20 protein-coding genes are annotated in these 22,368 nt (G+C 65.2%); 11 read left to right on the forward strand and 9 right to left on the reverse strand.

The window, feature by feature from the left end; all coding sequences use genetic code 11:
- Positions 1 to 37 precede the first annotated feature (37 nt).
- Genes ACYQ8K_RS05250 through ACYQ8K_RS05260 form a run of 3 tightly spaced genes read left to right on the forward strand, consistent with a single transcriptional unit; the run spans position 38 to position 3,688 of the window.
- Positions 38 to 1,051 carry a glycosyltransferase family 4 protein gene (locus tag ACYQ8K_RS05250; protein ID WP_459967386.1) on the forward strand — a complete coding sequence of 338 codons (1,014 nt, stop codon included), beginning with the start codon at positions 38 to 40 and terminating at the stop codon, positions 1,049 to 1,051.
- A 16-nt stretch (positions 1,052 to 1,067) separates the two neighbouring features.
- Positions 1,068 to 1,994 carry an aldo/keto reductase gene (locus ACYQ8K_RS05255; protein WP_459967387.1) on the forward strand — a complete coding sequence of 309 codons (927 nt, stop codon included), beginning with the start codon at positions 1,068 to 1,070 and terminating at the stop codon, positions 1,992 to 1,994.
- Positions 1,991 to 3,688, forward strand: a complete 1,698-nt coding sequence (locus ACYQ8K_RS05260) for a GMC oxidoreductase (RefSeq protein ID WP_459967388.1) — start codon at positions 1,991 to 1,993, stop codon at positions 3,686 to 3,688. Before ACYQ8K_RS05255 ends, ACYQ8K_RS05260 begins: the two co-directional genes overlap by 4 nt.
- Here the strand turns inward: ACYQ8K_RS05260 and ACYQ8K_RS05265 are convergent.
- The gene (locus ACYQ8K_RS05265; RefSeq protein ID WP_459967389.1) at positions 3,680 to 4,555 is read right to left on the reverse strand and encodes a hypothetical protein; all 876 of its coding nucleotides are present in this window, start codon (positions 4,553 to 4,555) and stop codon (positions 3,680 to 3,682) included. The two genes, ACYQ8K_RS05260 and ACYQ8K_RS05265, sit on opposite strands and share 9 nt — an antisense overlap.
- Positions 4,552 to 5,676 carry a Gfo/Idh/MocA family protein gene (locus ACYQ8K_RS05270; protein ID WP_459967391.1) on the reverse strand — a complete coding sequence of 375 codons (1,125 nt, stop codon included), beginning with the start codon at positions 5,674 to 5,676 and terminating at the stop codon, positions 4,552 to 4,554. Before ACYQ8K_RS05270 ends, ACYQ8K_RS05265 begins: the two co-directional genes overlap by 4 nt.
- Positions 5,677 to 5,851: 175 nt before the next feature.
- Here ACYQ8K_RS05270 and ACYQ8K_RS05275 point away from each other — a divergent pair, with 175 nt between their 5' ends.
- The 6 genes from ACYQ8K_RS05275 (at position 5,852) to ACYQ8K_RS05300 (ending at position 12,526) form a co-directional block, all read left to right on the forward strand.
- On the forward strand, positions 5,852 to 6,307 hold the full coding sequence (locus ACYQ8K_RS05275; RefSeq protein ID WP_459967392.1) for a UDP-N-acetylglucosamine--LPS N-acetylglucosamine transferase: 456 nt from the start codon (positions 5,852 to 5,854) through the stop codon (positions 6,305 to 6,307).
- Positions 6,304 to 6,819, forward strand: coding sequence for a glycosyltransferase (locus ACYQ8K_RS05280; protein WP_459967393.1), 516 nt, complete (start codon positions 6,304 to 6,306; stop codon positions 6,817 to 6,819). The genes ACYQ8K_RS05275 and ACYQ8K_RS05280 overlap by 4 nt, the downstream gene beginning before the upstream one ends.
- A gap of 86 nt (positions 6,820 to 6,905) precedes the next feature.
- Positions 6,906 to 8,582, forward strand: coding sequence for a hypothetical protein (locus tag ACYQ8K_RS05285; RefSeq protein ID WP_459967395.1), 1,677 nt, complete (start codon positions 6,906 to 6,908; stop codon positions 8,580 to 8,582).
- A 215-nt stretch (positions 8,583 to 8,797) separates the two neighbouring features.
- Positions 8,798 to 10,276 (forward strand): O-antigen ligase family protein, encoded by a 1,479-nt coding sequence (locus ACYQ8K_RS05290; RefSeq protein WP_459967396.1) that lies wholly within the window; start codon positions 8,798 to 8,800, stop codon positions 10,274 to 10,276.
- Between the two features lie 73 nt (positions 10,277 to 10,349).
- Positions 10,350 to 11,429 (forward strand): Gfo/Idh/MocA family protein, encoded by a 1,080-nt coding sequence (locus ACYQ8K_RS05295; protein WP_459967397.1) that lies wholly within the window; start codon positions 10,350 to 10,352, stop codon positions 11,427 to 11,429.
- Positions 11,426 to 12,526, forward strand: coding sequence for an NAD-dependent epimerase/dehydratase family protein (locus ACYQ8K_RS05300; protein WP_459967399.1), 1,101 nt, complete (start codon positions 11,426 to 11,428; stop codon positions 12,524 to 12,526). The genes ACYQ8K_RS05295 and ACYQ8K_RS05300 overlap by 4 nt, the downstream gene beginning before the upstream one ends.
- Positions 12,527 to 12,568: 42 nt before the next feature.
- Here the strand turns inward: ACYQ8K_RS05300 and ACYQ8K_RS05305 are convergent, their stop codons facing one another.
- From ACYQ8K_RS05305 to ACYQ8K_RS05335, 7 genes are read right to left on the reverse strand one after another with little or no spacing between them, the layout of a single operon-like run.
- Complete coding sequence (locus ACYQ8K_RS05305) at positions 12,569 to 13,615, reverse strand: glycosyltransferase family 4 protein (protein WP_459967482.1); 1,047 nt, start codon at positions 13,613 to 13,615, stop codon at positions 12,569 to 12,571.
- Between the two features lie 11 nt (positions 13,616 to 13,626).
- Positions 13,627 to 15,552: a glycosyltransferase gene (locus ACYQ8K_RS05310; protein ID WP_459967400.1), complete on the reverse strand. Its 1,926-nt coding sequence runs from the start codon at positions 15,550 to 15,552 to the stop codon at positions 13,627 to 13,629.
- On the reverse strand, positions 15,549 to 17,012 hold the full coding sequence (locus ACYQ8K_RS05315) for an oligosaccharide flippase family protein (protein ID WP_459967402.1): 1,464 nt from the start codon (positions 17,010 to 17,012) through the stop codon (positions 15,549 to 15,551). The genes ACYQ8K_RS05310 and ACYQ8K_RS05315 overlap by 4 nt, the downstream gene beginning before the upstream one ends.
- A gap of 11 nt (positions 17,013 to 17,023) precedes the next feature.
- Entirely contained in the window at positions 17,024 to 18,604 is a 1,581-nt protein-coding gene (locus ACYQ8K_RS05320; protein WP_459967403.1) for a sugar transferase, read from the reverse strand.
- Entirely contained in the window at positions 18,589 to 19,161 is a 573-nt protein-coding gene (locus ACYQ8K_RS05325) for a dTDP-4-dehydrorhamnose 3,5-epimerase family protein (protein ID WP_459967404.1), read from the reverse strand. Before ACYQ8K_RS05325 ends, ACYQ8K_RS05320 begins: the two co-directional genes overlap by 16 nt.
- Before the next feature lie 43 nt (positions 19,162 to 19,204).
- Complete coding sequence (locus ACYQ8K_RS05330; RefSeq protein ID WP_459967405.1) at positions 19,205 to 20,428, reverse strand: PPE family protein; 1,224 nt, start codon at positions 20,426 to 20,428, stop codon at positions 19,205 to 19,207.
- Between the two features lies 1 nt (position 20,429).
- Positions 20,430 to 20,576: a hypothetical protein gene (locus ACYQ8K_RS05335; RefSeq protein ID WP_459967407.1), complete on the reverse strand. Its 147-nt coding sequence runs from the start codon at positions 20,574 to 20,576 to the stop codon at positions 20,430 to 20,432.
- Positions 20,577 to 20,938: 362 nt separating this feature from the next.
- Between ACYQ8K_RS05335 and ACYQ8K_RS05340 the strand changes: the two genes are divergently transcribed.
- Entirely contained in the window at positions 20,939 to 21,610 is a 672-nt protein-coding gene (locus ACYQ8K_RS05340; protein WP_459967408.1) for a TetR family transcriptional regulator, read from the forward strand.
- Positions 21,611 to 21,654: 44 nt separating this feature from the next.
- The gene (locus ACYQ8K_RS05345; protein WP_459967409.1) at positions 21,655 to 22,365 is read left to right on the forward strand and encodes a TetR family transcriptional regulator; all 711 of its coding nucleotides are present in this window, start codon (positions 21,655 to 21,657) and stop codon (positions 22,363 to 22,365) included.
- Positions 22,366 to 22,368: the final 3 nt, after the last annotated feature.

The raw sequence follows: 22,368 nt of genomic DNA on the forward strand, positions 1-22,368 counted from the left end.
ACCGCGCGCAGACGCCCGCCGCACTGGTGATGTCGCAATGATCGCGGTGACCCACGTAGGGCCCGACATGTACACCATCGGCGGGACGCAATCCGTGATCCGGACCTTGCGCGACAACAAGATTGGCGCCGACGACATCCGAGTCCTGTCCACCTGGAACGGGAACAACCACGTGAAGAACCTGTTCCTCACCGCGCGCGTCGCGCTCGCGCTGACCCGGGCCGCTCGGCCGAGCATCGTGCACTTCCATATGACAAATGGCGGAGCGTGGCTGCGCGAAGGACCATTGCTTCGACTGGCCAGGGCCCGGGGCTCACGGGTGATCGTCACCCTGCACGGCTCGGACTTCCCCTACTTCGCCAGGGCACACCCCCGCTTCGTGGCTGCCACGTTGAAGCATGCCGACCATGTGATCCTGCTGTCGGAAGAAGCGCGCGCCGCCGTCACCGACGTGGCGCCCGCGGTGCGAACATCTGTTGTGGCGAACCCGATCGTGATCGATCGCGGTACGCCCGGGGCCGGATCGACGCCACCGGTGGTGCTTTTCGCCGGCACCGTCGGCCTCCGGAAAGGTGTCGACAAGCTGGTCGCGGCGTGGCGGCTACTCCTCGCCGAGGGTATCGAAGGGTGTTGTCGCATAGTCGGTCCCATCGACGACTACACCCCACCGCCGACCGAGCGGCTGATCGTCGAAGATCCGATACACCCCGACGCGGTCCGTGAGCTGATCCGGTCGGTGCGCGTGATCACCCTGCCGTCCTTCTCCGAGGGCATGCCGATGATCCTGACCGAGGCGCTTGCCGGCGCGCGCCCGTTCGTGGCGACCCCCGTCGGGGGCACGGCCCAGATCGCACCGGACCCGAGCATGCTTGTTCCCGTTGATGACGTGCCGGCACTGGCGGCGGCGATCGGCCGCTACCTGCGCGATCCCGGCCTGGCCGAACGTGACGGGTGGCGCGGTCAGCGGCACGTCGCGGCGACCCGCAGTCCGCACGTGATCGACGCCGAACTTCGCCGGATCTACGAGGGCTGCGGCATTGCAGCGCGTTGAACTTACACGATCCCGAATGGCCGTCAGCGCCATCGGTTTTGGATGCGCGGGCCTGATGCGGTCGCCGTCTCGGCGGGAACGGATGGCCGTGCTGGGTAGCGCCGTGGACAGCGGCGTCACCCACTTCGACACCGCCCGGATGTACGGGCTGGGCAGGGCCGAGACCGAGCTGGGGGCGTTCTTGCGCACCGTGCAGCGCGACGCCGTGACTATCGCGACCAAGTTCGGCATCGACGTGGGCGGCGCGGCGCGGCACCTCGGCCGGTTTCAAGCACCGGCACGAGCGTTGCTGACGAGGGCGCCCGCGCTGCGCCGCACGATCAAGCGCCGGCAGGCGCCGTCGGCGAGCGCCCGGCGGTATGACAAGGCCGCCGCGGCGCGCAGCCTCGAGGAAAGTCTCACCGCACTCCGGGTCGACTACGTGGACATCCTGTTCCTTCACGCCCCGAGGTCTCAGGACACGGTGGTCCACGATGAACTCCGCGGATTCTTCGAAGACGCCCGCCAGCAGGGCAAGATTCGTGCCTGGGGCGTCTCACAAGACGAGGAACTCGACGTGGATTTCGCTCGCGCGATCGGACCGGATTCGGTGAGTCAACTGCGCAGCGACCTGCTGGCTCCTTCACCGCGGTCTGCCGACCTCGCGTTCGGCATACTCAACAGGCCCTATGCGACCCTTTCGGCGGCGTTACGGGCCGACCCCGCCTTGGCGGGGCGCTGGCGCGAGGCCCTGCAGCTCGATCCGCTCGCTTCCGGTGCGCTACCCAGGCTGATCCTCGGTTCGTCTGCCATCGCAATGAGTTGCCGCGCAATGCTTTACAGCACCACCAAGCCACAACGGGTCGCCGAGGCGGCGGCCGCGGTTTCGGCGCCGCCGGACTCTGAGACCGTCGCGCGGTTCCTCGCTCTGGTCGAAGAGTTCCGAAACGGCGCTGCCGCATGATCGGCGGCCCGGCGGACTTCGTGCCCAACATGACGGTCGAGACCGATGTGGCGGTGGTCGGGGCCGGCCCGATCGGCATCGCGACGGCGCTGGAACTCGCGGGCTCCGGCATCCGCGTGGCGCTGATCGAAAGTGGTCTCGAGGGGGCGGACCGCACAGCGCAGCAGCTGGCGTCGTTCGATTCCCGACAAAACGACTACTTCCACTCGCGCAGTGACCTGACGGTCCGCCGGCAGGTGGGCGGCACGACGGCGCTATGGGGTGGGCGATGTGTCAGCTTCGACCCCATCGATTTCGAGGACCGGTCGATCACCGCCGACGCGCCGTGGCCCATCCGGTACCAGGATGTTGAGCCGTACCTGCAAAGGGCCTGCGACTGGGCGGTGTGCGGTAGGGCGGTGTTCAATGCGCGCGACATCCCGGAGATCGCGCAGCAGGACATGGTCGCCGGGCTTCCCGACGCCGCGGTACGCACGACCGATCTCGAACGCTGGTCCCTGCCAACGCGTTTCGGGCGCGAGTACGCGACCATGCTGCGCGACACCTCCTCTCTCACCCTGTGGACCGGCCTGACCTGCACCGAAATCGTGACGACCCCGGCCGGCGACTCCGTCGACCACCTGGTGGTCAAAACGCTTGACGGCCGACAGGGCCGGGTGGTCGCGGTGGACTACATCATCGCGACCGGCGGTTTGGAGGCCACCCGGCTGCTGCTCGCGTCGAACCGCCACCATCCGGCCGGGCTGGGGAACGCGGGCGGCCACCTGGGGCGCTGGTACATGTCCCACGTCGAAGCCCGGGTCGCGCGAGTGCATTTCACGACGGACCGGGTCATCCACGCATACGAGCGGGACAACGACGGGGTGTACGTTCGCCGGCGCTTCACCTTCGACCCGCGGCTGCTGGCCGAATCCGAGATGCCGAACGCCGCAGTATGGTTGGTGAATCCGCCGATCAGCGATCCCGGTCACGGAAGTGGGATCTTGTCGGGGGTCTACTTGACGCTGATCTCTCCGCTCGGCCGATTCCTGCTTGCGGAGGCGATTCGTGAGGCGCACACGAAGACGGACGGGTCGCCGCGGATCCTCGCGCATGTGCGCAACATCGCGCGAGACCTCTTCGGCTCGATCCGATTCATGGTCACGTTCTCCTATGCCCGGTTCTTCCGCAAGGGCCGCAAGGCGCCGGGCTTTTTCGTGAAGAGCGCCGACAACCGATACCTACTCCACTACCACGGTGAGCACGTTCCGCACTGGGAAAGCCGGGTGGAGCTGTCAGATGAGCGGGACGCTCTCGGCATGCCCAAGATTCGCACGCATATGCACTTCTCCGACGACGATTGCGAAAGCGTACGCAAGGCCATCGCTCTCATCGATGAGCACCTTCGCCGTCACGGCGTCGGGTGGGTGGAATGGCTGACCGACGACATCGGGGGCACGGTGCGTGCCTTTCTGGCGGGCCGGGCCGGGTTCCACCAGGCCGGGACCACCCGGATGTCCGAAACCGAGGCCGGCGGCGTCGTGGATCCCAACCTCGCAGTCCACGGGGTGCGTGGGTTATATGTGGCGAGCACGTCAGTTCTTCCGACATCGAGCCAGGCCAATCCGACGCTGCTCGGGATCGCGCTGGGCGTCCGGCTCGCAGAGCACCTCACGAAAGCCCGAATGGCTTGCCGTCCACCGGAATCACGCTGATACCTGCCAGAGTTCGTCGATGAGCGATTTGGTCTGCCGGATGTTCGCACGGCTGGAAGCGCCGAAGACAATGGACTGGATTTGTGGTTGCCCGCAGATGTACTCGATCGCCTCACGTGGCGGGATCGCACCCGAGGCGAAGACCGACATCGCGATCAGCCGGCATTGGCGTTCGCGGATCGTCTTCTCGTAAAGCTCGATGCCCCCACACATCCGGAAGCCGATCTTGTTGAAATTGGCGCATACGACCGGGTTCTCGATCCCTTGCCGGTCCAGCGCGTCGAGGAGGCGCGGAAGATTCATCGTGATGAAGCCCGGTTCGGCGCCGTACTTGGTCCTCACGTGATCGGCAAAAAACCGGAAGGCCTCATCCATTCCCAGTCCGAGGAGCAAGTCGGTAACGACGTTCTGGACAAAGATGATCGGCGTCGACAGTCCGGCGAACATCTTCATCTCGGCATCGACCAGAAGCTGCATTATCGGCTCGATGTCCTTGCTTGCCAGCGCGACTCCACCTTTGAACATCGACCTGACGGCCCCGGTGTCCGGCAGAAACTTCCGCAGCGCCTCGACCATCCCGAACTCGGTGACGGCGTTCGCGTACTTGTGCGCATACGGCATGCCCGGGTAGAAGACGTAATCGGGGTATTGAGCCTGGTTGGCCCGGAAGTGATCGCAGATTTCGCCGACGCGATCGTGAGTCGTGCAGACAAATGTGCGGATGCCTTCCTGATAGGCGTCATCGAGCGTCGCCAGCACCGGGGCGAGGTGCTGGAACCGCATCGCCTGGGCGCGCGCCTTCTCCTCGGACATGTGGTTGACACCGAAAAATTGGTTGTCACCGAAAAGCACACGGTCCATGATCAAGACGCCTTCGGGGTTGCGAATTTCCTGATGCGAGCCACAAGCTCGCGGCGCCGTGAACCGCGCGGAGATCCGTTCGCCGCCGGCAGCGCTGGCGGCTCGGGGCGCACGCTCAGCCCGGCGCCGGTGATCATGTCGACCACCCGGTCGACGTCAAGCGCCGAGCGAAAGGTGTTCACGCCATTGGTGCGATTCGTCATCACGCTCTGGGCGAAATAGTCGATCTGTGCCGAGTACTCCTCGCCGCGAAGGTAATACCAGACCTCCTCGGTGAGATCTGTCGTGTACCGGATCGTCCATCCCGGTTGCAGATCGGGGAGCTTAGGGTGCGCCTCGCGCAGATAGATCTGGCATTCCTGCCGATCGGCAGTGACGCGCCCGTTCGTTCCCCACACCGACACCTTTGTCGACATCTTGCGAAAGCTCTCATCGCTCCAGTTCACGCACAACTGGCCGCTCGCGCCGTCGGCATAGCGCATCGTGCAGTAGACCTCGTCGTCGACGTCGCGCGAGAAAACGCCGTGACGAACGACTCCGTCGACCGAATGAGGCACGCCGGCAACGAAGTTCATCAGGTCGATGGCGTGGCACGCGTAGTCGTAGAGGGCGCCACCGCCTTCGGCCTTCACCCCGCGCCAGGTGCTTCCCTTTTCGCGGAGGACGACCGGCCCGTATGCCTCCGCGCGCACGTGGTGTACCCGCCCGACGGCGCCCGACGAGACGATCCGTGCCGCCTCTTTGAAAGCGCCGACAAAGCGGCAGTGATAGCCGACCTGAGTAACGAGCTGACTGTCCTCCGCCAGGGCGACCAGGCGTTCGCCGTCGCTCACGTCAAGGACGAACGGCTTCTCGCAGAAGACATGCGTCCCGCGCCGCAAGGCCGCCTCCACCATCGGCGCATGCAACCGGGACGGGACCGCCACCACAACCGCTTCGGCCCTGGTGTCGGCCAGCATCCGATCGAGGTTGTCATAACAGGGCAGCCCGGTGTACTTGGCGAGGACGTCGCGCACATAGCCGGTCGAATCACAGATACCGACCACCTCGAGGTCCGGATGGGTACGCAGTATCGCGAGGTGCGACAAACCCATCTTTCCGAGGCCGACGATGGCCGTCCGAATCATTGTCTGGGCCCCTCAGTACGCAGTGACCGCTGCTTTGCGAGCTCGAGTGAACAACGAGGACGCTAACATCCAATCGGTCGTTGTTTTCGGCGATTTCGTCGATCTCTTTGGCCGGGACGGGATTTAATCTTTTCGTCGAGCAACTCGGTCGCAAGCGCCGGAGGTGACAAGACTTATGGGGCGCTTGCTTCTGATCGCGTCCTCGGGCGGGCACATCTACGAGATGTTCTGCCTGCGGGAGTTCTGGCAGGACAAGGACCGGTACTGGGTGAGCTTCGGGACCGCCGACGCTCGCTACCTGCTGCGCGACGAGGATGAGATCTATTGGGCGGCCCACCCCACCGTTCGCAATATCCCCAACCTGCTACGCAACCTGGTGCTGGCGTTTCGGCTCCTGATCGGCCACCGTCCGGCGATGATCTTGACCACCGGCTCAGGCGTCGCCGCCCCGTTCCTCTGGCTCGCCTGGTTGCTGCGGATCCCAACCGTTTTCGTCGAGTCCATCACCCGCATCAACGGGTTGTCGCTCACCGCCCGCATGGTGAAGCCCTTCGCCTCCCGCTTTCTGGTGCAATGGCCCGAATTGGCCGACCGGATTCGCGGCACGGAGTACCACGGGAGGATCGTGTGATTTTCGTGATTACGGGGATGGAGGTGCATCCGTTCAACCGGCTGGCCCGCGCGGTCGACGAACTGGCCCGCACGGGTGCGACGGGGGAGGACATTTTCATGCAACTCGGAACCTGCGGCTACGAGCCGCGGCACGCACGGTTCGAGCGCTTCCTGCCGTTCGGGGACGTCCGCGAGCGGATCCGGCGCGCCTCGGTGGTCGTGACCCACGCCGGCGCCGGATCGGCCCTGTTGTGCATCGAACAGGGGAAGCGCCCGGTCGCGGTTCCCCGACACTCGTCGCTGGGGGAGCACGTCGACGACCACCAGCTCTGGTTTGCCGAAAAGCTGGAGGCGGCGGGCCTGGCGACCGTGGTGCGCGCAATGGACGACCTACCGGAAGCCATCGCGGCGACGCGGTCCCTGTCCGCCCCGGCCGACGCGCTGGGGCCGGCCCGCGAGCTGACCGGATGGCTGCAGACGTACTGGCAGGGACTTCCCCACCGCCGGATGAAACCTTGCGGCCGCAACTAGGCGACGCGCCGCCGGCGCAGGACCACGACACGACAGTTCGCGCCGACCGCGAGTTTTGCGGCGGGGCGTGGTCTAGCATCGCGACGATGGCCCGCATGTGGAGCAAGAGAGCGATGGTCGTTGCCGCATGCGCGGCGTTGGCGCTCAGCGCCTGTGCGGAACAAACTGAACCGCTCACCGTCGTGGTGAGCCCGGCCTTACCGTTGACGGTTCAAGAGGTTTCCAATCCGCTGCGCGGTCAGTATGAATCGCTCTTGACACCGCTTTTCCCGCAAGGCAATCCCGCGCAGCACCAGTTTCCGGCGTGGCCCGCATCGTATGACGCCAGCCTGCGCGTCTCGTGGCGACAGTTGCAGCCCACCGATCCGAGCACGCTGCCGCCTGATGCCCCCGACGATCAAAAGTTCGACTTCAGCGTGATCGACAACGCCCTGGCGACGCTCGGCAGCCGAAACATGCGGATGAGCCTTCGGGTCTTCTCCTACAGTTCCTGCTGCGACACCACCTATGCGAACAACACGAATATCTCGATTCCTGACTGGATGCGGCCGGCGTCCACCAGCTATTCCGACCGGCCACGTTATTGGTGGACGCCCGGGCTGGTGCAGGTGGTGCCGAACTGGAACGACGCCAATTATCTGAATGCTTTCGGGCAGCTTCTCGCTGCCCTCGGTCGCCGGTACGACGGCGATGAACGGCTCAGCGTTTTCGAGTTCTCGGGCTACGGCGACTGGAGCGAGAACCACATCTCGTATCTGCGGGACACCTTGGGCGCGCCGGGCCCATCACCCGAAGAGAGCGTCGCGAAGCTCGGCTATTACAGCCAATACCGTGATCAGAACATCACCAGCGAATCTATCCGGCACCTGGTCGCGGCAAACGTCAGCGCGTTCCCGCGCACGCAAATGATCACGACGGTGCTGAACCCGGAAATCGTTCGCCAACTGTTCGCCGACGACGTCACCAAGCGGCTCTCCGCACCCGTCGGCATCCGATCGGATTGCCTTGGCGTCCTGAGTGTCTTGCACGATTGGTCCGAACGCGAGGACTCACATTATGTGCAGGCGAAGGATCCGCTCATCGCCGTGTTGAAGGACCGACTGGTGTCGGCGCCGGTCATCACGGAGTGGTGCAGACTGACCGAGGGAACTGATCGGCGACGCTACTACGAGAAGGGCCTGCACGACGTCATTCAGTACCACGTCTCGATGACATCGAGCCACAACTTCGAGGACGCGGCCTCCAAGACTCCGATGGACCCGGACCTGTTCCAAATATGGGCGCAAACCAACGTGGTTGCCGGTTACCGGTATTCGGTCGAGGCGCGGCCGGGATCGCAGTCGATCCGCGACGGCAAGGCGACGATCGGTGTCACGTGGACCAATTACGGCTCCGCCGTTGCGACCGAGAAATGGGTCCCCGTGTATCGGCTGGTGGATTTCTCGGGGGCGGTGGTCCGCACGCTCGCGCCGGCCGTGGCGCTGAAGTCGCTGACCACGCGGCAATCCGACCAACGCGTTGCCCTGGAACCGGTGCCCGCGTCGTCCACCGAGTCGGTCTCGGTCGACCTGGCGGGTCTGGCACCTGGCCATTACACGCTGAACGCATCGGTGGACTGGCAACAGCACAAACGCGATGCTTCGCATGTGGTGAACTATGCGCCAATGCATTTGGCGCGCGATGGGCGTGACGGGTCCGGGTGGTATCCGCTGGCGGCATTCGATATTCCACGCGATGCGCTGGTCGCCGCGCACCGATCATGAATTACGCCGGAATCCCGATGAAATGCGGCGGTGCCAAATACTATGCATTGGGTGTCGCGGGCAATATTTCCTGACCCTTCCCGATTTTTGGGATCGTCACACGGTGTCGCGCAGTGCGGCGCCACCTTCTCGATGCTGGGTGCGACTCCACGGCCGGGTGAGGTCCCGCCGAATTCCGTGCAGCCTCTCGACACGCGCGAGCCGGGACGACCGGCGTGATCCCCTACCTCGCCAGTCGACATCGTCTGGCGGTCAATGGGGTGTTGCTGGCGCTATTCGTGTTCGGGTGCTTCGTGTTCGGCGTGCTCTCGGTGCGCAGGACCACCGAGGGTGTGTTGCTGACCGCCGCATTGTTTTGCGTGATCGTCTACTGGGTGAAACCCGAAGGGATGGTGGCGGTCACGCTATTCGGTGCGTTCGCTGCCCTGCCGGAAGACCTGCACGTCGGCAAAGTCATCGGCCCAACAACGATCTACGCGTACCAAGTGGCCGCGTTGCTGGCGATCTGCTATCTGCTGCCTACCGTGCGACCACGGTTCCGCGATTGCTTGTTGCCGGTGATCTTGGTGCTCACGGTGGTGTCCTCCACCGTCACCGGTTTCGTGATGGGACACGTGGACAGGGTGGTGATGCGTGAATCGACCGCCATGCTCGAACTGGCGATCGGGTTTGTGTTGGCCGTGTTGATCGTCTACGGCAACCATGTCACCTGGTCGATCCGGGCGATGGTCGTGATCCTGTGGTTTTCGGCGGGCATGGCCATTGCAAGTTCGTTGCATGTCATCCGGCTGGCCGGCCGGGCGGAAAGCCTGCAAGGCACGACGGGCGCAAACCAGGCCCTCCGATTGATCCTGTCCACTCAGACGCCGGCCACCGCCGTGCTGGCCGGGCTGGTCGCCGCCACGGTCGTCGGCGGTGTCAGGGCCAAGATGTTTCTCGCACTAGGTCTGCCCGCGCTGATCATTTCGCTGCTGTCCTTCTCCCGCAACACGCTGATCGCCATGGCTGTGGCCGGCGGCATCGCCTTCGTCGCCAGCCTGAGCTGGGCGACCGTGCGTCGGACGGTCATGGCCGCCACGATCGGCGCGGCCGTCCTTGCGGTGACGATTCCGGGATCGATGTTTCTGCTGCAGCAATCCAAGGCCGCGGCGTGGCTGGGCGATCAGTTCGCCGCTTTCAGTCAACGGGTGCTCGGCGGGGTTTCGTCAAGTGCGCTCGCGGTGGATATTTCGGCGCTGGACCGGCTGCGGGAAATCAACCTACTTAAAGAGACGATCGCCCAGGCCCCGCTGTTCGGCCATGGCTTGGGTTACCCGTATCAGCCGCCGGACGGGGACGATGAGTTTCATTCGACGTTCCACCCCGCCTATTCAGAACAGTTCTACCTGTGGTGGTTGGCCAAGGCCGGGGTGGTGGGCATGGCGGCGTTCGCGCTGTTCGCGCTGACGCCGGTGATCCTGGCGTTGCGTTGCGCCTCGGCACCGGCGCGGATCAGCGCAGCGGTCGCCGCCGGTCTCCTTGCAATATCGGCCGTTTGGCCGTTACCGGAGATGCCGATGGACTCCTTAGGGCTGGGCTTGGCCCTGGGATCGGCGATGGGGTTCGCCAGACTGCGGGGGAGGACCGCGGACACGGGCCAAAACGAGGTCGACCCTGCTCCGGAGTTGGTCGCTGCCGCTGGGGCGCGGTCATGATCGCGGTCATTGAGGTGGGGCGCCTGATCCCCGCGTTCAGCCAACGGGGTTCAATCCCCGTGAAAGGCAGTCGATGATCAAGGCGCTGTTGGTCGGGGCCGGGGCAGTAGTCGAAAACAATTACCTTTACCCGCTGCGCCGTCTCGAGAAGGCCGAGGCAATACGGATCGCCGGTGTGGCCGATCCCAACACGTCGCGCGCGCAGCAGATTGCCGCCAGATTCAAGCGGGCTCGCCCTTACCCAGACTGCGATTCGGCCCTCGAGAGCGGTTCTTATGATCTCGCCTTGATCGCGTCGCCACCCGGTCTGCATGCCGATCACACGTGTGCCGCGCTGGAGCACGGTTGCCATGTGCTTTGTGAAAAACCCATGACCACAACGGCAGCCGACGCACAACGGATGAATATCGCTGCGGAACAGGCCGGGCGAGTGCTCGGGATTGCCCTTCCGCGAAGGTTTTATCCGAACTTTGCCGATGTCGCGATGTTGGTGGCGAACGGCGACCTGGGCGATGAGCTTCGGTTCACATATCGCGAGGGGGGGACCTTCGACTGGCCGGCCGCCAGCGATGCGGCGTTTTCTCGCGAGACGGCCGGCGGCGGTGCGCTCATCGACAAAGGCGTGCACCTACTGGACCAACTGAGCTGGATTTTTGGTGATCCGCTGGTGGTGAGCGCTTTCGACGACAGTCTTGCGGGCGGCGTCGAGACGAACGCGCAGCTGGAATTGGCGTTTCCCAATGCCCGCGGCACGATGCACGTCAGTTGGGAGTACCCGCTGAACAATGGATTGCGGATCCAGGGAAGTTGCGGCGAGATCGTGCTGGAGTGCGGAGAGATTCGAACCTACCGACGCAAGACGCGCGACGGCTGGATGCGCGTTCCCGCGACCACGAGTTGGCCAGTCGATTTGAGGCGAAGTGGAGGCAAGCGGCTACATCCGATTTTCGGGTTCGACTGCATTGAGCTCCTGGTGATCGCCATGCTCCGCTGCATCACCTATGGTGAGCCCTTCCCCGTCACCGGCGTTCAGGCCGCACGGCTGCAAGTGGCGATCGACGAGGCTTATCGGCAAGCGCAACCGATGGCCTGCCCGTGGCTCACCGGGCGGGAGCAACAGGCGGCTCGGGCGAAATACTGGAGAGCCGGATGAAGCCGATCGCGATCATCGGCGCGGGCAGCTATGTCGGCGCGCGCCTTATCGAGCAGGCGGAGTTGCGGGCCGAGCTGCCGCTCGTGTCGATCGTCCGGTCGAAGCGGAGCCAGGGGCGTCTGGCGAGGTTTGGCGTTCGCACGGTGCAGGGCGACGCCAGTGACCCCGCGTCACTGGTCCCGCTATTGCGGGGCTGCGGCATGGCGGTGAACCTGACGTCGGGAGACGACAAGCGCATCGTCGGGGATGTGCAGTCGATCTACCGGGCGTGTGGGGAAGCGGGAGTGCCGTTGTTCGTCCACATGAGTTCGGGCGAGGTTTTTGGCCGGGCCGATGAGGTTGATCTCCAAGAAGATAGCCTGCCGGACGGCAATCACTGGATGGAATATGGCCGGGAGAAGGCCGCAGCCGAGGGGTGGTTGCGGTCGCAGCCCAATGATCGCGTGCAGACCGTGATCCTGCGGCCCGGGTTGATTTGGGGGCCGGGGTCCGGTTGGCTGGTGGGGCCCGCCCAGGCCTTGATAGACGGTACCGCCTACCTTTTCAACGAAGGCCGCGGGATATGCAACCTCATTCATGTCGACAATCTGATCGGACACCTCGTGCAACTCGCGTGCTCGGAGGATGTCGGATCGGGGGTGTTCAATGTTTCCGATATCGAGACGCACTCGTGGGCAGGGTATTACGAAGCAATCGCCACCGAGATTGGTGTCGACCCATCGACCATCCTGCGGTTGCCGGAGTCAGATTTCCCCGAGGACTGGAGGATGCAGAAGCTCATCCGGCTCGCAAAAGTCGCTCCCGCCATGGCGATCAAGCGGCGCATGGCGGACGAGACCAAGCTTCGGATAAAACAGAACCTGCGGAACTGGATCCGCCCGCCGGCACGCGAAGCCGAGCCGATCAAGCCAACGCCATCGGTCGAGAAGGGAATGTGGTGGATTCAGGGGACGGCGCGGAAGCTGCCGTCGAATGCATTCAAGGAACGCTACCCCGGTTTACAGCTGCAAGAATTTCCCGAATTGATGGCCGCCGCTGGGCACTGGCTTCGCTATGCAGGGTTTGAACCGACCGGCAGCTTTGAGCTCAACAGCTAGCTCCCACCACAGGGTGCAGCGCCGGTTTGGGTGAGGTTTCACTCAGCGCCGACGCGCCGGCAGCACCTCTGCGATGACGTCCAGGAAGCGGTCCGCGACCAGGTCGACGGAGCATTGGTTCGCGTACTGGCGCGCCGCCTCGGCCCCATGCTGCGCCGCGGCGACCGGGTCGGCCAGGGCGTCGAAGGCGGCGGTGAGTCCGGCGATGTCGTCGACACCGATCGGGGAACAGCCCGGCGGCTGGTATTCGGCTAACCCGCCGGCGGTGGACACGATCGGCATGACGCCCAGCTGCATCGAGAGCACCTGCACACCGCTTTGTGAGGCGCAACGATAGTGGGCTACTGAACCTTTCGCGGCTGCCAGCGTGGGGACGACATCGGAATAGCGGTAGTTGCCGGAGCGCCAGAGTGTGTGCTCGGGCAGTGCGCCGACGTCCAGTTCGCCGGCGCCGATGAGCACCAGCTTGTCACCGCGCCAGCCGCCACCGGCGGTATGTCGCCGCCATGCCTCGAGCACCACGTCGACGTTCTTGTAGGGGTTGAGGCGACCGAACATCACGAAATTCCTACGCCGTTCGGGTTCCACCAACGGTGGCACCCGGTCCGGTCCGAGGTCGCTGGCGAGCGGCAACACGTGCACGTCGGTGCCGGCGACGTCGCGGCGGGTGGCGACGGCGGCCGCGACGTAGTTGCTGTAGGCAATCGTGGCCGCCGAGCGGGCGCCCCAGCGGTCCATCACCGCAAGCTCGTAGGCCGGCAGTTCTTCACCGGGGTCGTGCGGTCGATCGTCGTGGATCAGCTGGATGCGTGGAGCCCGTCCCGCCAACGCGATCCAGCGCGGATCTCGGACCAGTTCGGCGATCACGATGTCCGGTCGGTACTGCCGGATCCGGCGCCAGGCCTTTAGGGTCGGTCGCCAGGTCGCGGTCGTGCGAAACCGCGGATCCAGTACCAACTCATAATCGCGGGCGGTGTCCGACTCGGGGTGTTGATCGGAGGTCACCAACAGTACGTCGGCCCCTCGCCGCAGCAGCGCTTCGGCCTGCACGCGGGCCAGTGGCCTCATCCACGGCGAAAGCCACAGCACCCGAGGCGAATTCACAGTACTGCGTTAATCGCGTCGAGGTAGGCATCGGCCATTGCCGTCACCGTGTAGTGCTTGCGCATGCGTTCGTAGCCGCGTTGTCCCACCGCCGGCAGTGCGCCGGGGTCCGCCAGGATCCGGGCCATCTGTGCTCGCCATTCCGACACCGACACCGGCTCGACGAGAAATCCCGCCCTGCCGAAATCCAGCATCTCTGGGACAGCGCAGATCGCCGATGCCGCAACCGGTACCGCCCGAGCCATCGCCTCGAGAATTACGAGCGGGAACGCCTCGGAACGGCTTGGAACACACAGTAGATCCGCGTCCGCCAGCGCCGGCCCGGGGCCGGCCGACCAGCCGCACCACTGCACTCGATCGCGCAATCTGGTAGGCGTTCGCGCTTGTAGCGCTTCCCGATCGGGGCCGTCACCGAAAATCGACAGCCGCCACGGCAATTCGACTAATTCGTCGAGGGCCTCGATCAGCAGATGCGGGTTCTTGTGCTCGACGATGCGCGACAGCATCACCAAGTGCGGCGCTTCCCCGGTTGATCGGACCCGTGGGGTGGGCTCGCCGATCTCGCCGACACCATTGGGCGCGATGAATCGCGGTCCCCGGAGCCGATGCTGCTCGGCAAGCATGTCCCAATGTCGCTGCGCCAGAACGATAAACCCGTCCGAGCGGCGCATGGCGGCCGTCAGTGGCCGCGAGTAGATGGGCCTGCCCTCCTCAGGAGGAACATGCGGAGCGACAAGCCAATGCCGGTCTCTGCCGGCGGCCCGCCACAGGGTGCCGAATCCAACCTCGGTGTTGGTGTCGCCGGTGATGAGTACCGCCGGGCCCTTGGCGATGTCGAGGCTCGGCGCCCACCAGGGCTGGCGGATCACGCGCACGGTGTCCGGAATCTCGGCAAGCAAAGGGCCGAACCGTTGCACGCATACGATCGTGACCGAGTAGCCGCGCCGATCCAATTCCGTTGCCAACAACGCTTTTTGTCGCTCAGCACCCCCATAGACCAGGCGGTTGGTGGCGATGATGACCGATGGCAGGCCCGTCCGCGACCGTGCACGGCGCGACCGCCGCAGGCTTCCCAACGCGGTTGCGCCGGCCAGATATACGTCCGCGTGGTGGACGCCGTGTTGGTGTTCGAGCAGCAGCGCCGTGTGGGCGCGTGCCACGTCGCGGTCGCGCCGATCGACGGTGACGGCGGTCGTGCCGGCCGGCGCACGGTCGGCGCCGAGTTCGTTGGCCAGCAGAATGCGCCAGCCCGCCGCGCGGGCCCGACCCTGCCAGTCGGCCGCTTCGTCGTGGAAGAACTCTTCGTCGAAGCCTCCGATCGTGTTCCAGGCCAGGCGATTGATCGCCAGGCAGCCGCCACCCAAATCCCCGTCGATACTTCGGGTTTCGGGTGGCTGGTGGGCGTAGCGGTGTGAGATCGGGCCCCCGCGCCACGAGTCGGAGTAGCCGGCCGCCATGGTCAGCGCCCGGATCAGCGTCCGGCGCCGCGACGCGATGTCCCACGGTTTGCCACCGGGCGTCGTCGCATCGTGCACCATGGGCGACACGGCCGCCACGTGCGGCAGGCGAAGCAGCTCCCGGGTGCGGGTCAACGGCCCCAGCACCCGGGTATCGGCTTTGAGCAGCAGCAGGTCGGCATCGCCTGGCGCGTGCTCGGCCAGGGTGTTGAATGCCGCGGCGGCGGCGACGTTCGTCGGCCCCGACACCCAGTGCACCGTCGGGTATTTCGTGGCCAGTTCGGTCCGACCATAGGCATAGACGGGCAGCTCTGGCAGATGCTCGGCGACGCTGTGCAGACACATGTCGATGTGATCGTGGTTGTCGCCGGTCACGACCAGCACTGCGAGCGACCGTACGACCGGCAGCGCGGCGGCGCCGCCCACCGGGCGTTTGAGATATGCCCGGTCCGTCTGACGCGTCATGCGTTCAACTGCTTTTCGCGTAGCGCGGCCAGCGACGACCGGGTGATCGGGCCGAACACCGCGGTGGTGGCCAGGTATGCGACGACGGCCACCGCCAGCACCAGAATTACATGGTGTCCCGAGAGTAGCAGCGTCACAACCACACTCGCACCCGTTGGAACCAGCAGCCGCAGCATGAATTTCACCGGCGTGCGGTAGTGGCACCGGCGGCGCAGCCACCGGCTGGAAATCGCTATGTGGAACAACTCGGTGCACACCAGCGCAACGCCGGGGCCGACGGCACCGAACCGCCCGGCCAAAACGACATTGAGGGCGACGTTCAGCGCGAGGGTGGCGATTGTCAACCAGAGCAAGACCTGCTGATAGTGGGCGGCGACCAAACCTTGGCCGAGGGTGCCGCTGATGAATCGTAGAGCCGCCGCGACGAACAACAGTGCCAGCGTGGGCGTTCCGCGCTCGACGAACGCCTGGTCGCCGAAGAAGCCGATCAACGGCCCGGACAGCAGCGCGCCGACAACGGCGACCGGGACCGCCACGAAGGACATGAGCTCGACGCACCGACGCAGAAAGGCGGCGAACGCGGCGACGTCTCGGGAAAACAGTTCGGTGGCCGTCGACAGCGTCGACTTGTGGAAGATCAGTGACACCACGATGGTGTTGAACGCGATGGTGAGGGCCAAGCCGTACACGCCGACCTCGGAGCGCGAGCTCAGTAGGGACAAGATCACGCCGTCGGCACGGCTGTACAGCAGTCCGACCACCAGGAAGCACATGAGCGGCAGGCTTTCCCGTACCAGATCGGTGGCCTCGCGCGGCGCGAATAGCGGTCGCACCGAGATGTGCCGCATCGCGGCGGCGCCTTGGATCAGCAGCTGCGCAGCGGGCGGGATGAGTTGCGCGACAGCGAACCAGATCACGTCGGCGCGCGCAGTTACCAGGCAGGCGACCATGATCAGCGTGGCTGCCCGGGCCGTGACGTCGGAGATGGCGACCGCGGAAAATCGGACGGTGGCCAAAAACACCGGCTCGAAGCGCGTCACCATGGTCTGCATCAGCAATCCGCCCGACAGCACCACGAGCATCACCCGCACTTCGGTGTCGTGATAGACGAGCAAGCCGGAGCCGGCGGCCAGCGCCGCCAGCGGGACGCAATAGATCAGGGCCAGGCCGCTGTTGACGCGCACCAGGCGCTCCAGGTCGCCGCGGCCGGAAGTCACCCGGCGCACGATCACCGTGGCGAAACCGAGGTCGGCGAAGCTGGTCCACATCCCGACGAATGTGACCGCGACGGTGAGCAGGCCGTAGCGTCCGGGCCCCAGATAACGCGCGGTCATGGCCACCGAGACCACGGAGGCCAGCATGCCCAGCGCCCGGCAGATCAGTTGGATCGAGAACGCGTGAGCCATCCGCTTGAGTGGTACCGACGGCACCACCGCATGGGGTGCCGTCGGCTCGGTCATGGCTCGCGAGCCTAGTAGGCTCCGTGGCTTGTGAGGACCGCTTTCACCGTCTTGGCGATAATCACCAGATCACCTGACATCGACCAGTTGTCGACGTAGGACTGATCCAGCCGCACCGACTCTTCCCAGGAAAGGTCCGAACGGCCGCTCACTTGCCACAATCCGCTGACGCCCGGCTTGACCAGCAAACGACGTTTCACGTTGGTTTCGTAATTGTCGACCTCGCGTCGCAGGGGAGGCCGCGGGCCAACGACGCTCATGTCTCCCTTGAGGACGTTGATGAATTGGGGCAGTTCGTCGATGCTGTACCGGCGCAGAATCTTGCCGATAGGGGTGACCCGGGGGTCGTCGCGCATCTTGAACAGCATGCCGCCGGCGCCCTCGTTGAGGGACAGCAGTTGCTCGAGCTGGGTGTCCGCCCCGTCGGTCATGGTGCGGAATTTCAGCATCGTGAAGGGCTTTCCGTCGACGCCGATGCGCTCGGCCGGGTAGAAGACGGGCCCCTTACTGGTCAGCTTGATGGCGATGGCAGCCGCAAGGAGAAGCGGTGCGGTGGCGACCAAGGCGGCCAGGGAGAACACGAAGTCGAAGGCCTGCTTCTGAAAACGGTGCGCGCCTTCATATTGCGGCTTGTCGACGTGCAGCAGGGGCAGCCCTGCGGTGAGGCGCAGCGTCAACCGCGCCGCGGTCACGTCCATCACGCCCGGAGACACCACCAGGTCGACGTCCATCGTCTCGAGCTCCCACATCAGCTCCCGGATCCCGTGCATTCCCAAGCGATCCGTCTGCGTCAACGCCACCGTGTCCGCGCCGCAGATGCCGATCGCGGTGGCCGCATGGGTCTGGTCCCCCAGAATGGGGATCTTGCGGTCTCCGATGGTCAGCGTGTTGCCGCGGGCCGGCCCATAACCGGGGATGCAGACGCCGACCACGACGCAGCCGGCGAGGGGATTGCGGGCAAGTTCACCCGCAAGGTGGGTCACCGCCTGGCGGTCTCCGATCGCCAAAACCCGGGTCTGGCAACGGCCTTCGGCGCGCCTGCGGTTAACGTGCTTACGCCACCCACTGCGGCTCCCCAGCAACGCCAGCGTCCCGACGGGAAGCGCAATGGCCAGGTAGCCGCGGGCCAGATCAACCTTGGCGAGCAGCGTGACCATCGCGATGATTCCGAATGTCCAGAACGACGCGGTGCCGATCCGCCGGTATTCTTCGATTCCTGCGCCGATAACTCGGCTCGAGCGCGTCTGAAACACCGTGAGGGCAGACAGCCACAGCGCCGCGAAGAGGACGGAGAACAGCGTCATCATCGGGTCGGAGTAACCCGAGGTGTTCGCGATCTCGCCGAACCGAACGTACTGAGCGAGCAGCACCGACGCGCAGACGATCATCGAGTCGCTGATACGCAGGTACCGCGAGTATTGATCCTGCCAGCGCCGTAACGCTTTGCCGCCGGCCGCCTCCGCGCTTACCGCGGAAACTTTGATGTCGCCGCGATGCAACGCGGTCATGCCGGCGGGCCAGTGCTTCAGCGGTCGCCGGCCGAGCATGATGTCCGCGTCCACGGTGTTGCGAATCATTACCGACTGATGCATGTTGCCACCTGCTCCACTGGAACCAATCTGGGTTTGCGTGCGGGCCAGCTCGCGTCCCGCTCGGAGATGACCGTGACCGGAATGGGCCACGAGATGCCGAATTCGGGGTCATCCCAACGGATGCCCTGCTCCTCGGTCATCGCGTAGTCCCCGCTGACCTGGTAGCTGACTTCGGTGTCGTCGACCTGCGTCTGGAAGCCATGCGCAACGTAGGGGGGCAAGTACAGCGTCCGGTGGTCGTCGGCGCTCAGTTCGACCATCACGTGGTCGCCATAGGTCAGGGAGTCGGGACGGACATCGACCGCCACGGCGACGATGGCTCCCCGGGTGCAGCGGACGAGCTTGGCCTCGGCGTGTGGCGGCACCTGACGGTACAGACCACGCACGGTGCCCCGGGTGTAGTTGAAGACGATATTCGTCTGTGTGACATCGAAATTCAGTCCATGGTTGGCGAAGTCCCGGGCGCAGAACGAGCGTGAGGAAAACCCGCGATGGTCGCGACTGAGTTCGAGGTCGATGATCGTCACCCCGGCGACCTTGGTGGGTGTGTACTTCACTTACCCCTCCTTCTGTTACCGGGCTTGCAGAAAACCTTGTCGCTCATGCGTATCCGGCGGCCGGCGGGCGCGTCATCACGGTCGGTATGACGCCGTAGCGGGGTCCGAGTGTCTTGCCCGACGCGGCCGCCAGGCGCGGCAGCGAGCCCATGACGCTCGGCGGCACGTTCGCGCCGGCCAGGTTGATCGCGGGCAGGGCGGAAACGGCGCTGTTGGCCGCGGGGATCACGCTGGTCCAGCTGGCCGGCACGGCCAGCGGCCCCAGCGAGGCCGCGCTGCCGAGGCTGCCGAACACGCCGGAGCCGACCGATCCGAGCGATCCGAGCGCGCCCGCGCCGGAGCTCGCCGCACTGGCTGCCCCCGACGCGGCGGCCATGGCCCCGCTGCTGGCGGCATTCGCCAAGCCTTGTGCGGTTTGGGCCATGCCGAGGATCGAGGACATCCCGTACAGCGGGGTCCCCGCCGCCGAGAACGCACTCGGAATGGCACCCGGTATGCCCGACGCGAGGCCCGTCATGATCGACGAGGTGGCCGAGTCGGTGGCCGTGCTCCCGCTGGTACCGAGGGTGCTGCCGACGTCGCTGCCGCTGTCGGTCAGGAGGGAGACGCTGGATTTCATCGGTGAGGAAAGCTGGTGCAGCGTGGTGGGGACCTTCGACACCACCTGGGCGAGGTTTGCCTGCTCCGATGCCGAGGTGGCCTGAGAAACGGCGGCCGCCTGCTGGGCCGTTCCGCTCTCGTTGGTCACATTCGGGGCCGGGTTGAACTGGGTCACCGAGCACGCGGCGGCCGAGCCGGCGGCGTATTCATACATCGCCGCGGCGTCCTGCGCCCACATCTCGCCGTACTCCGCTTCCGTGGCCGCGATCGCCGCGGCGTTCTGGCCGAAGAAGTTGGTCGCGACGAGCACCGCGAGCTGGGAACGGTTGGCGGCGACCGCCGGTGGCGGGACGGTCATCGCGAAGGCGGCTTCGTAGACCTCGACGGCGAGCCTGGCCTGACCGGCCGATTCCGCGGCCCGCGCGGCCGCGCCGGCCGTCCACGCCATGTAGGGGGCGAAGGCGGAGGCCATCGCCAGCGACGAGGGGCCCATCCACCGCTGGGTGGTCAAGCCCGCGATCACGGTGCGGTAGCAGCTTGACGCGGCGTGCAGTTCGGCGGCCAAACCGTCCCAGGCCACCGCGGCGGCGGTCAGCGACAGCGGGCCGGGACCGGCGTACATCCGCATGGAGTTGATCTCCGGGGGAAGCGCTCCGAAATCGATCATTTCAGACCTTGACCATCAGGTGGGCCGAGTCGGCGTTGGCGGCGGAGGAGGTGCAGGCGACCGTCGAAGCGTTTAAAAAGCGCAGGTCAGCCGCGGTCTGGGGGTCGCTTGAGACCTGTGACCAGCGGTTCGCCGTGACGAACGACATGTGCTTCCCCTTATGCGGTGCAGACGGTCGAGACGATGTTTGGGCCGATACCAAACTGACGATCTGACAATAGCGTACAAAACATACTAATGGTTTGACAAGAACCTGTGATCTAGACCTCAGGTATTTACGCGCGCGTCAACCGGGACAGCCGTATGACTGCTAACCTCAGGAGTGGACTGGATATCTTGAGCGACGCGGGTGCGTGTTCGCTCCAACCCGTGAAGAACCGAGGTAGTTGTGTCCTGCTTGAGCAAGGCGTTTGTCGACGTGGTGGCGGGTCACTCTGCCCGCGACGACAGCCTCGGCCTGGACTCTTGCGTCAAATCTCGCGCCGCGGGGAATTCGAGTTCTCGATTGCGATGACCACCCACTCCACTGATGGACGAGCAGATGCGACCCGGCAACAGATACTGCGGGCCGCGTCACATCAGTTCGCCCGACGCCCGTACCACGACGTCGGCCTCGACGACATCCTCGCCGAGGCCGAACTGACCAAGGGTGCGATGTACTTCCATTTCAAGTCGAAGCACGCGTTGGCGGTCGCGATCATCGACGGCCAGACCGAGGCCGGCGCGGAAGCTGTGCAAGACCTGCTGTCACGCGGTCTCTCGGGCCTCGAGACCCTGATCGACTTCTCCTATCTGATCGCTATCAAGGACATCAAGACCGATGTCGTCAGGTCAGGGCTGAACCTGATGGAATCGGTCGGCCTGGCGGACGGGCTGCAGGAGAAGTTGTTCGATCAGTGGATCAAAGCGCTGGCCAGGGTCGCCGAGCAGGCCAAGTCCGAGGGCGACATCAACGACGAGTGCGACCCGCAGGACATCGGCCGCTTGATGGTCTCGCTGCACATGGGCCTGCGGAAGACCAGCAATCTGGACGAACCGGAGCGATTCCTGCGCGACCTGGAGAGGTGCTGGTCGCTGCTCCTGACCGGGGTTCTGCAACCCGACCGCATCGAATACTTCCGCCAATTCCTCAGGCGGCGTGCGGCGCTCGCCATCAACACCAGTTCCGCGGATGTCGACTAACGGCGGCAAGACCGGGGGCTTGAGACTCCGGAGGTGCGTGCACAATGGCGCGCCAAGTTCGCTCTGAAGCCACTCGCCGAAGAATCCTCGACTCCGCGATCGAAGTGTTCGGTGACGTCGGGTACGCCGCCGCCGGATGGAGCACCATCATCGAGCGCACGGGAATGACCAAGGGCGCTCTCTATCACCACTTCGATTCGAAAGAATCGTTGGCGTCGAACATCATCGAGGAAGGCTCGGACGCACTGCTCAGCGCCTTTCGCAATGTGTGCGGGGCGTCGTCGCCGGGACTGGAGAACCTGCTGCACGGCACGTTCACGATTGTCGAGGTGTTGAGCGCGGACAAAATGGCCCGCGCGGCCGCGCAATTGGCCACGGCTTTAAGCGGATTCAATGGAGCGGCATCGCGCTTCTACGCGAACCTGATGCTGGAGACGGCGCAAGAGGCACGGCGCGCAATCAAGGAGGGCGACCTCCGCAGCGAAATCGACCCCGACGTGCTCAGCGCGTCGGTCATCGGCACCATCTTCGGGGCCCGGTTGGTGGCCAATGCCATATCCAGCCACGGGCGAATCGGTGACATCGTCGGCGACCCCACCGCGCGCCTGCATCAGATATGGAAGTTGCTGCTGCCCGGCGTCGTCTCGGAAGCGTCGCTGCCCTACTTCGAGCAATTCCTGCGCCGCGAAGGAATGCGCCACGCGGCGGCCAGGGCCGCCCGCGACGAGGCGGCGGCGGAATCGGAAACCGAATAGCAC

This window comes from Mycobacterium sp. MUNTM1 (assembly GCF_054660795.1).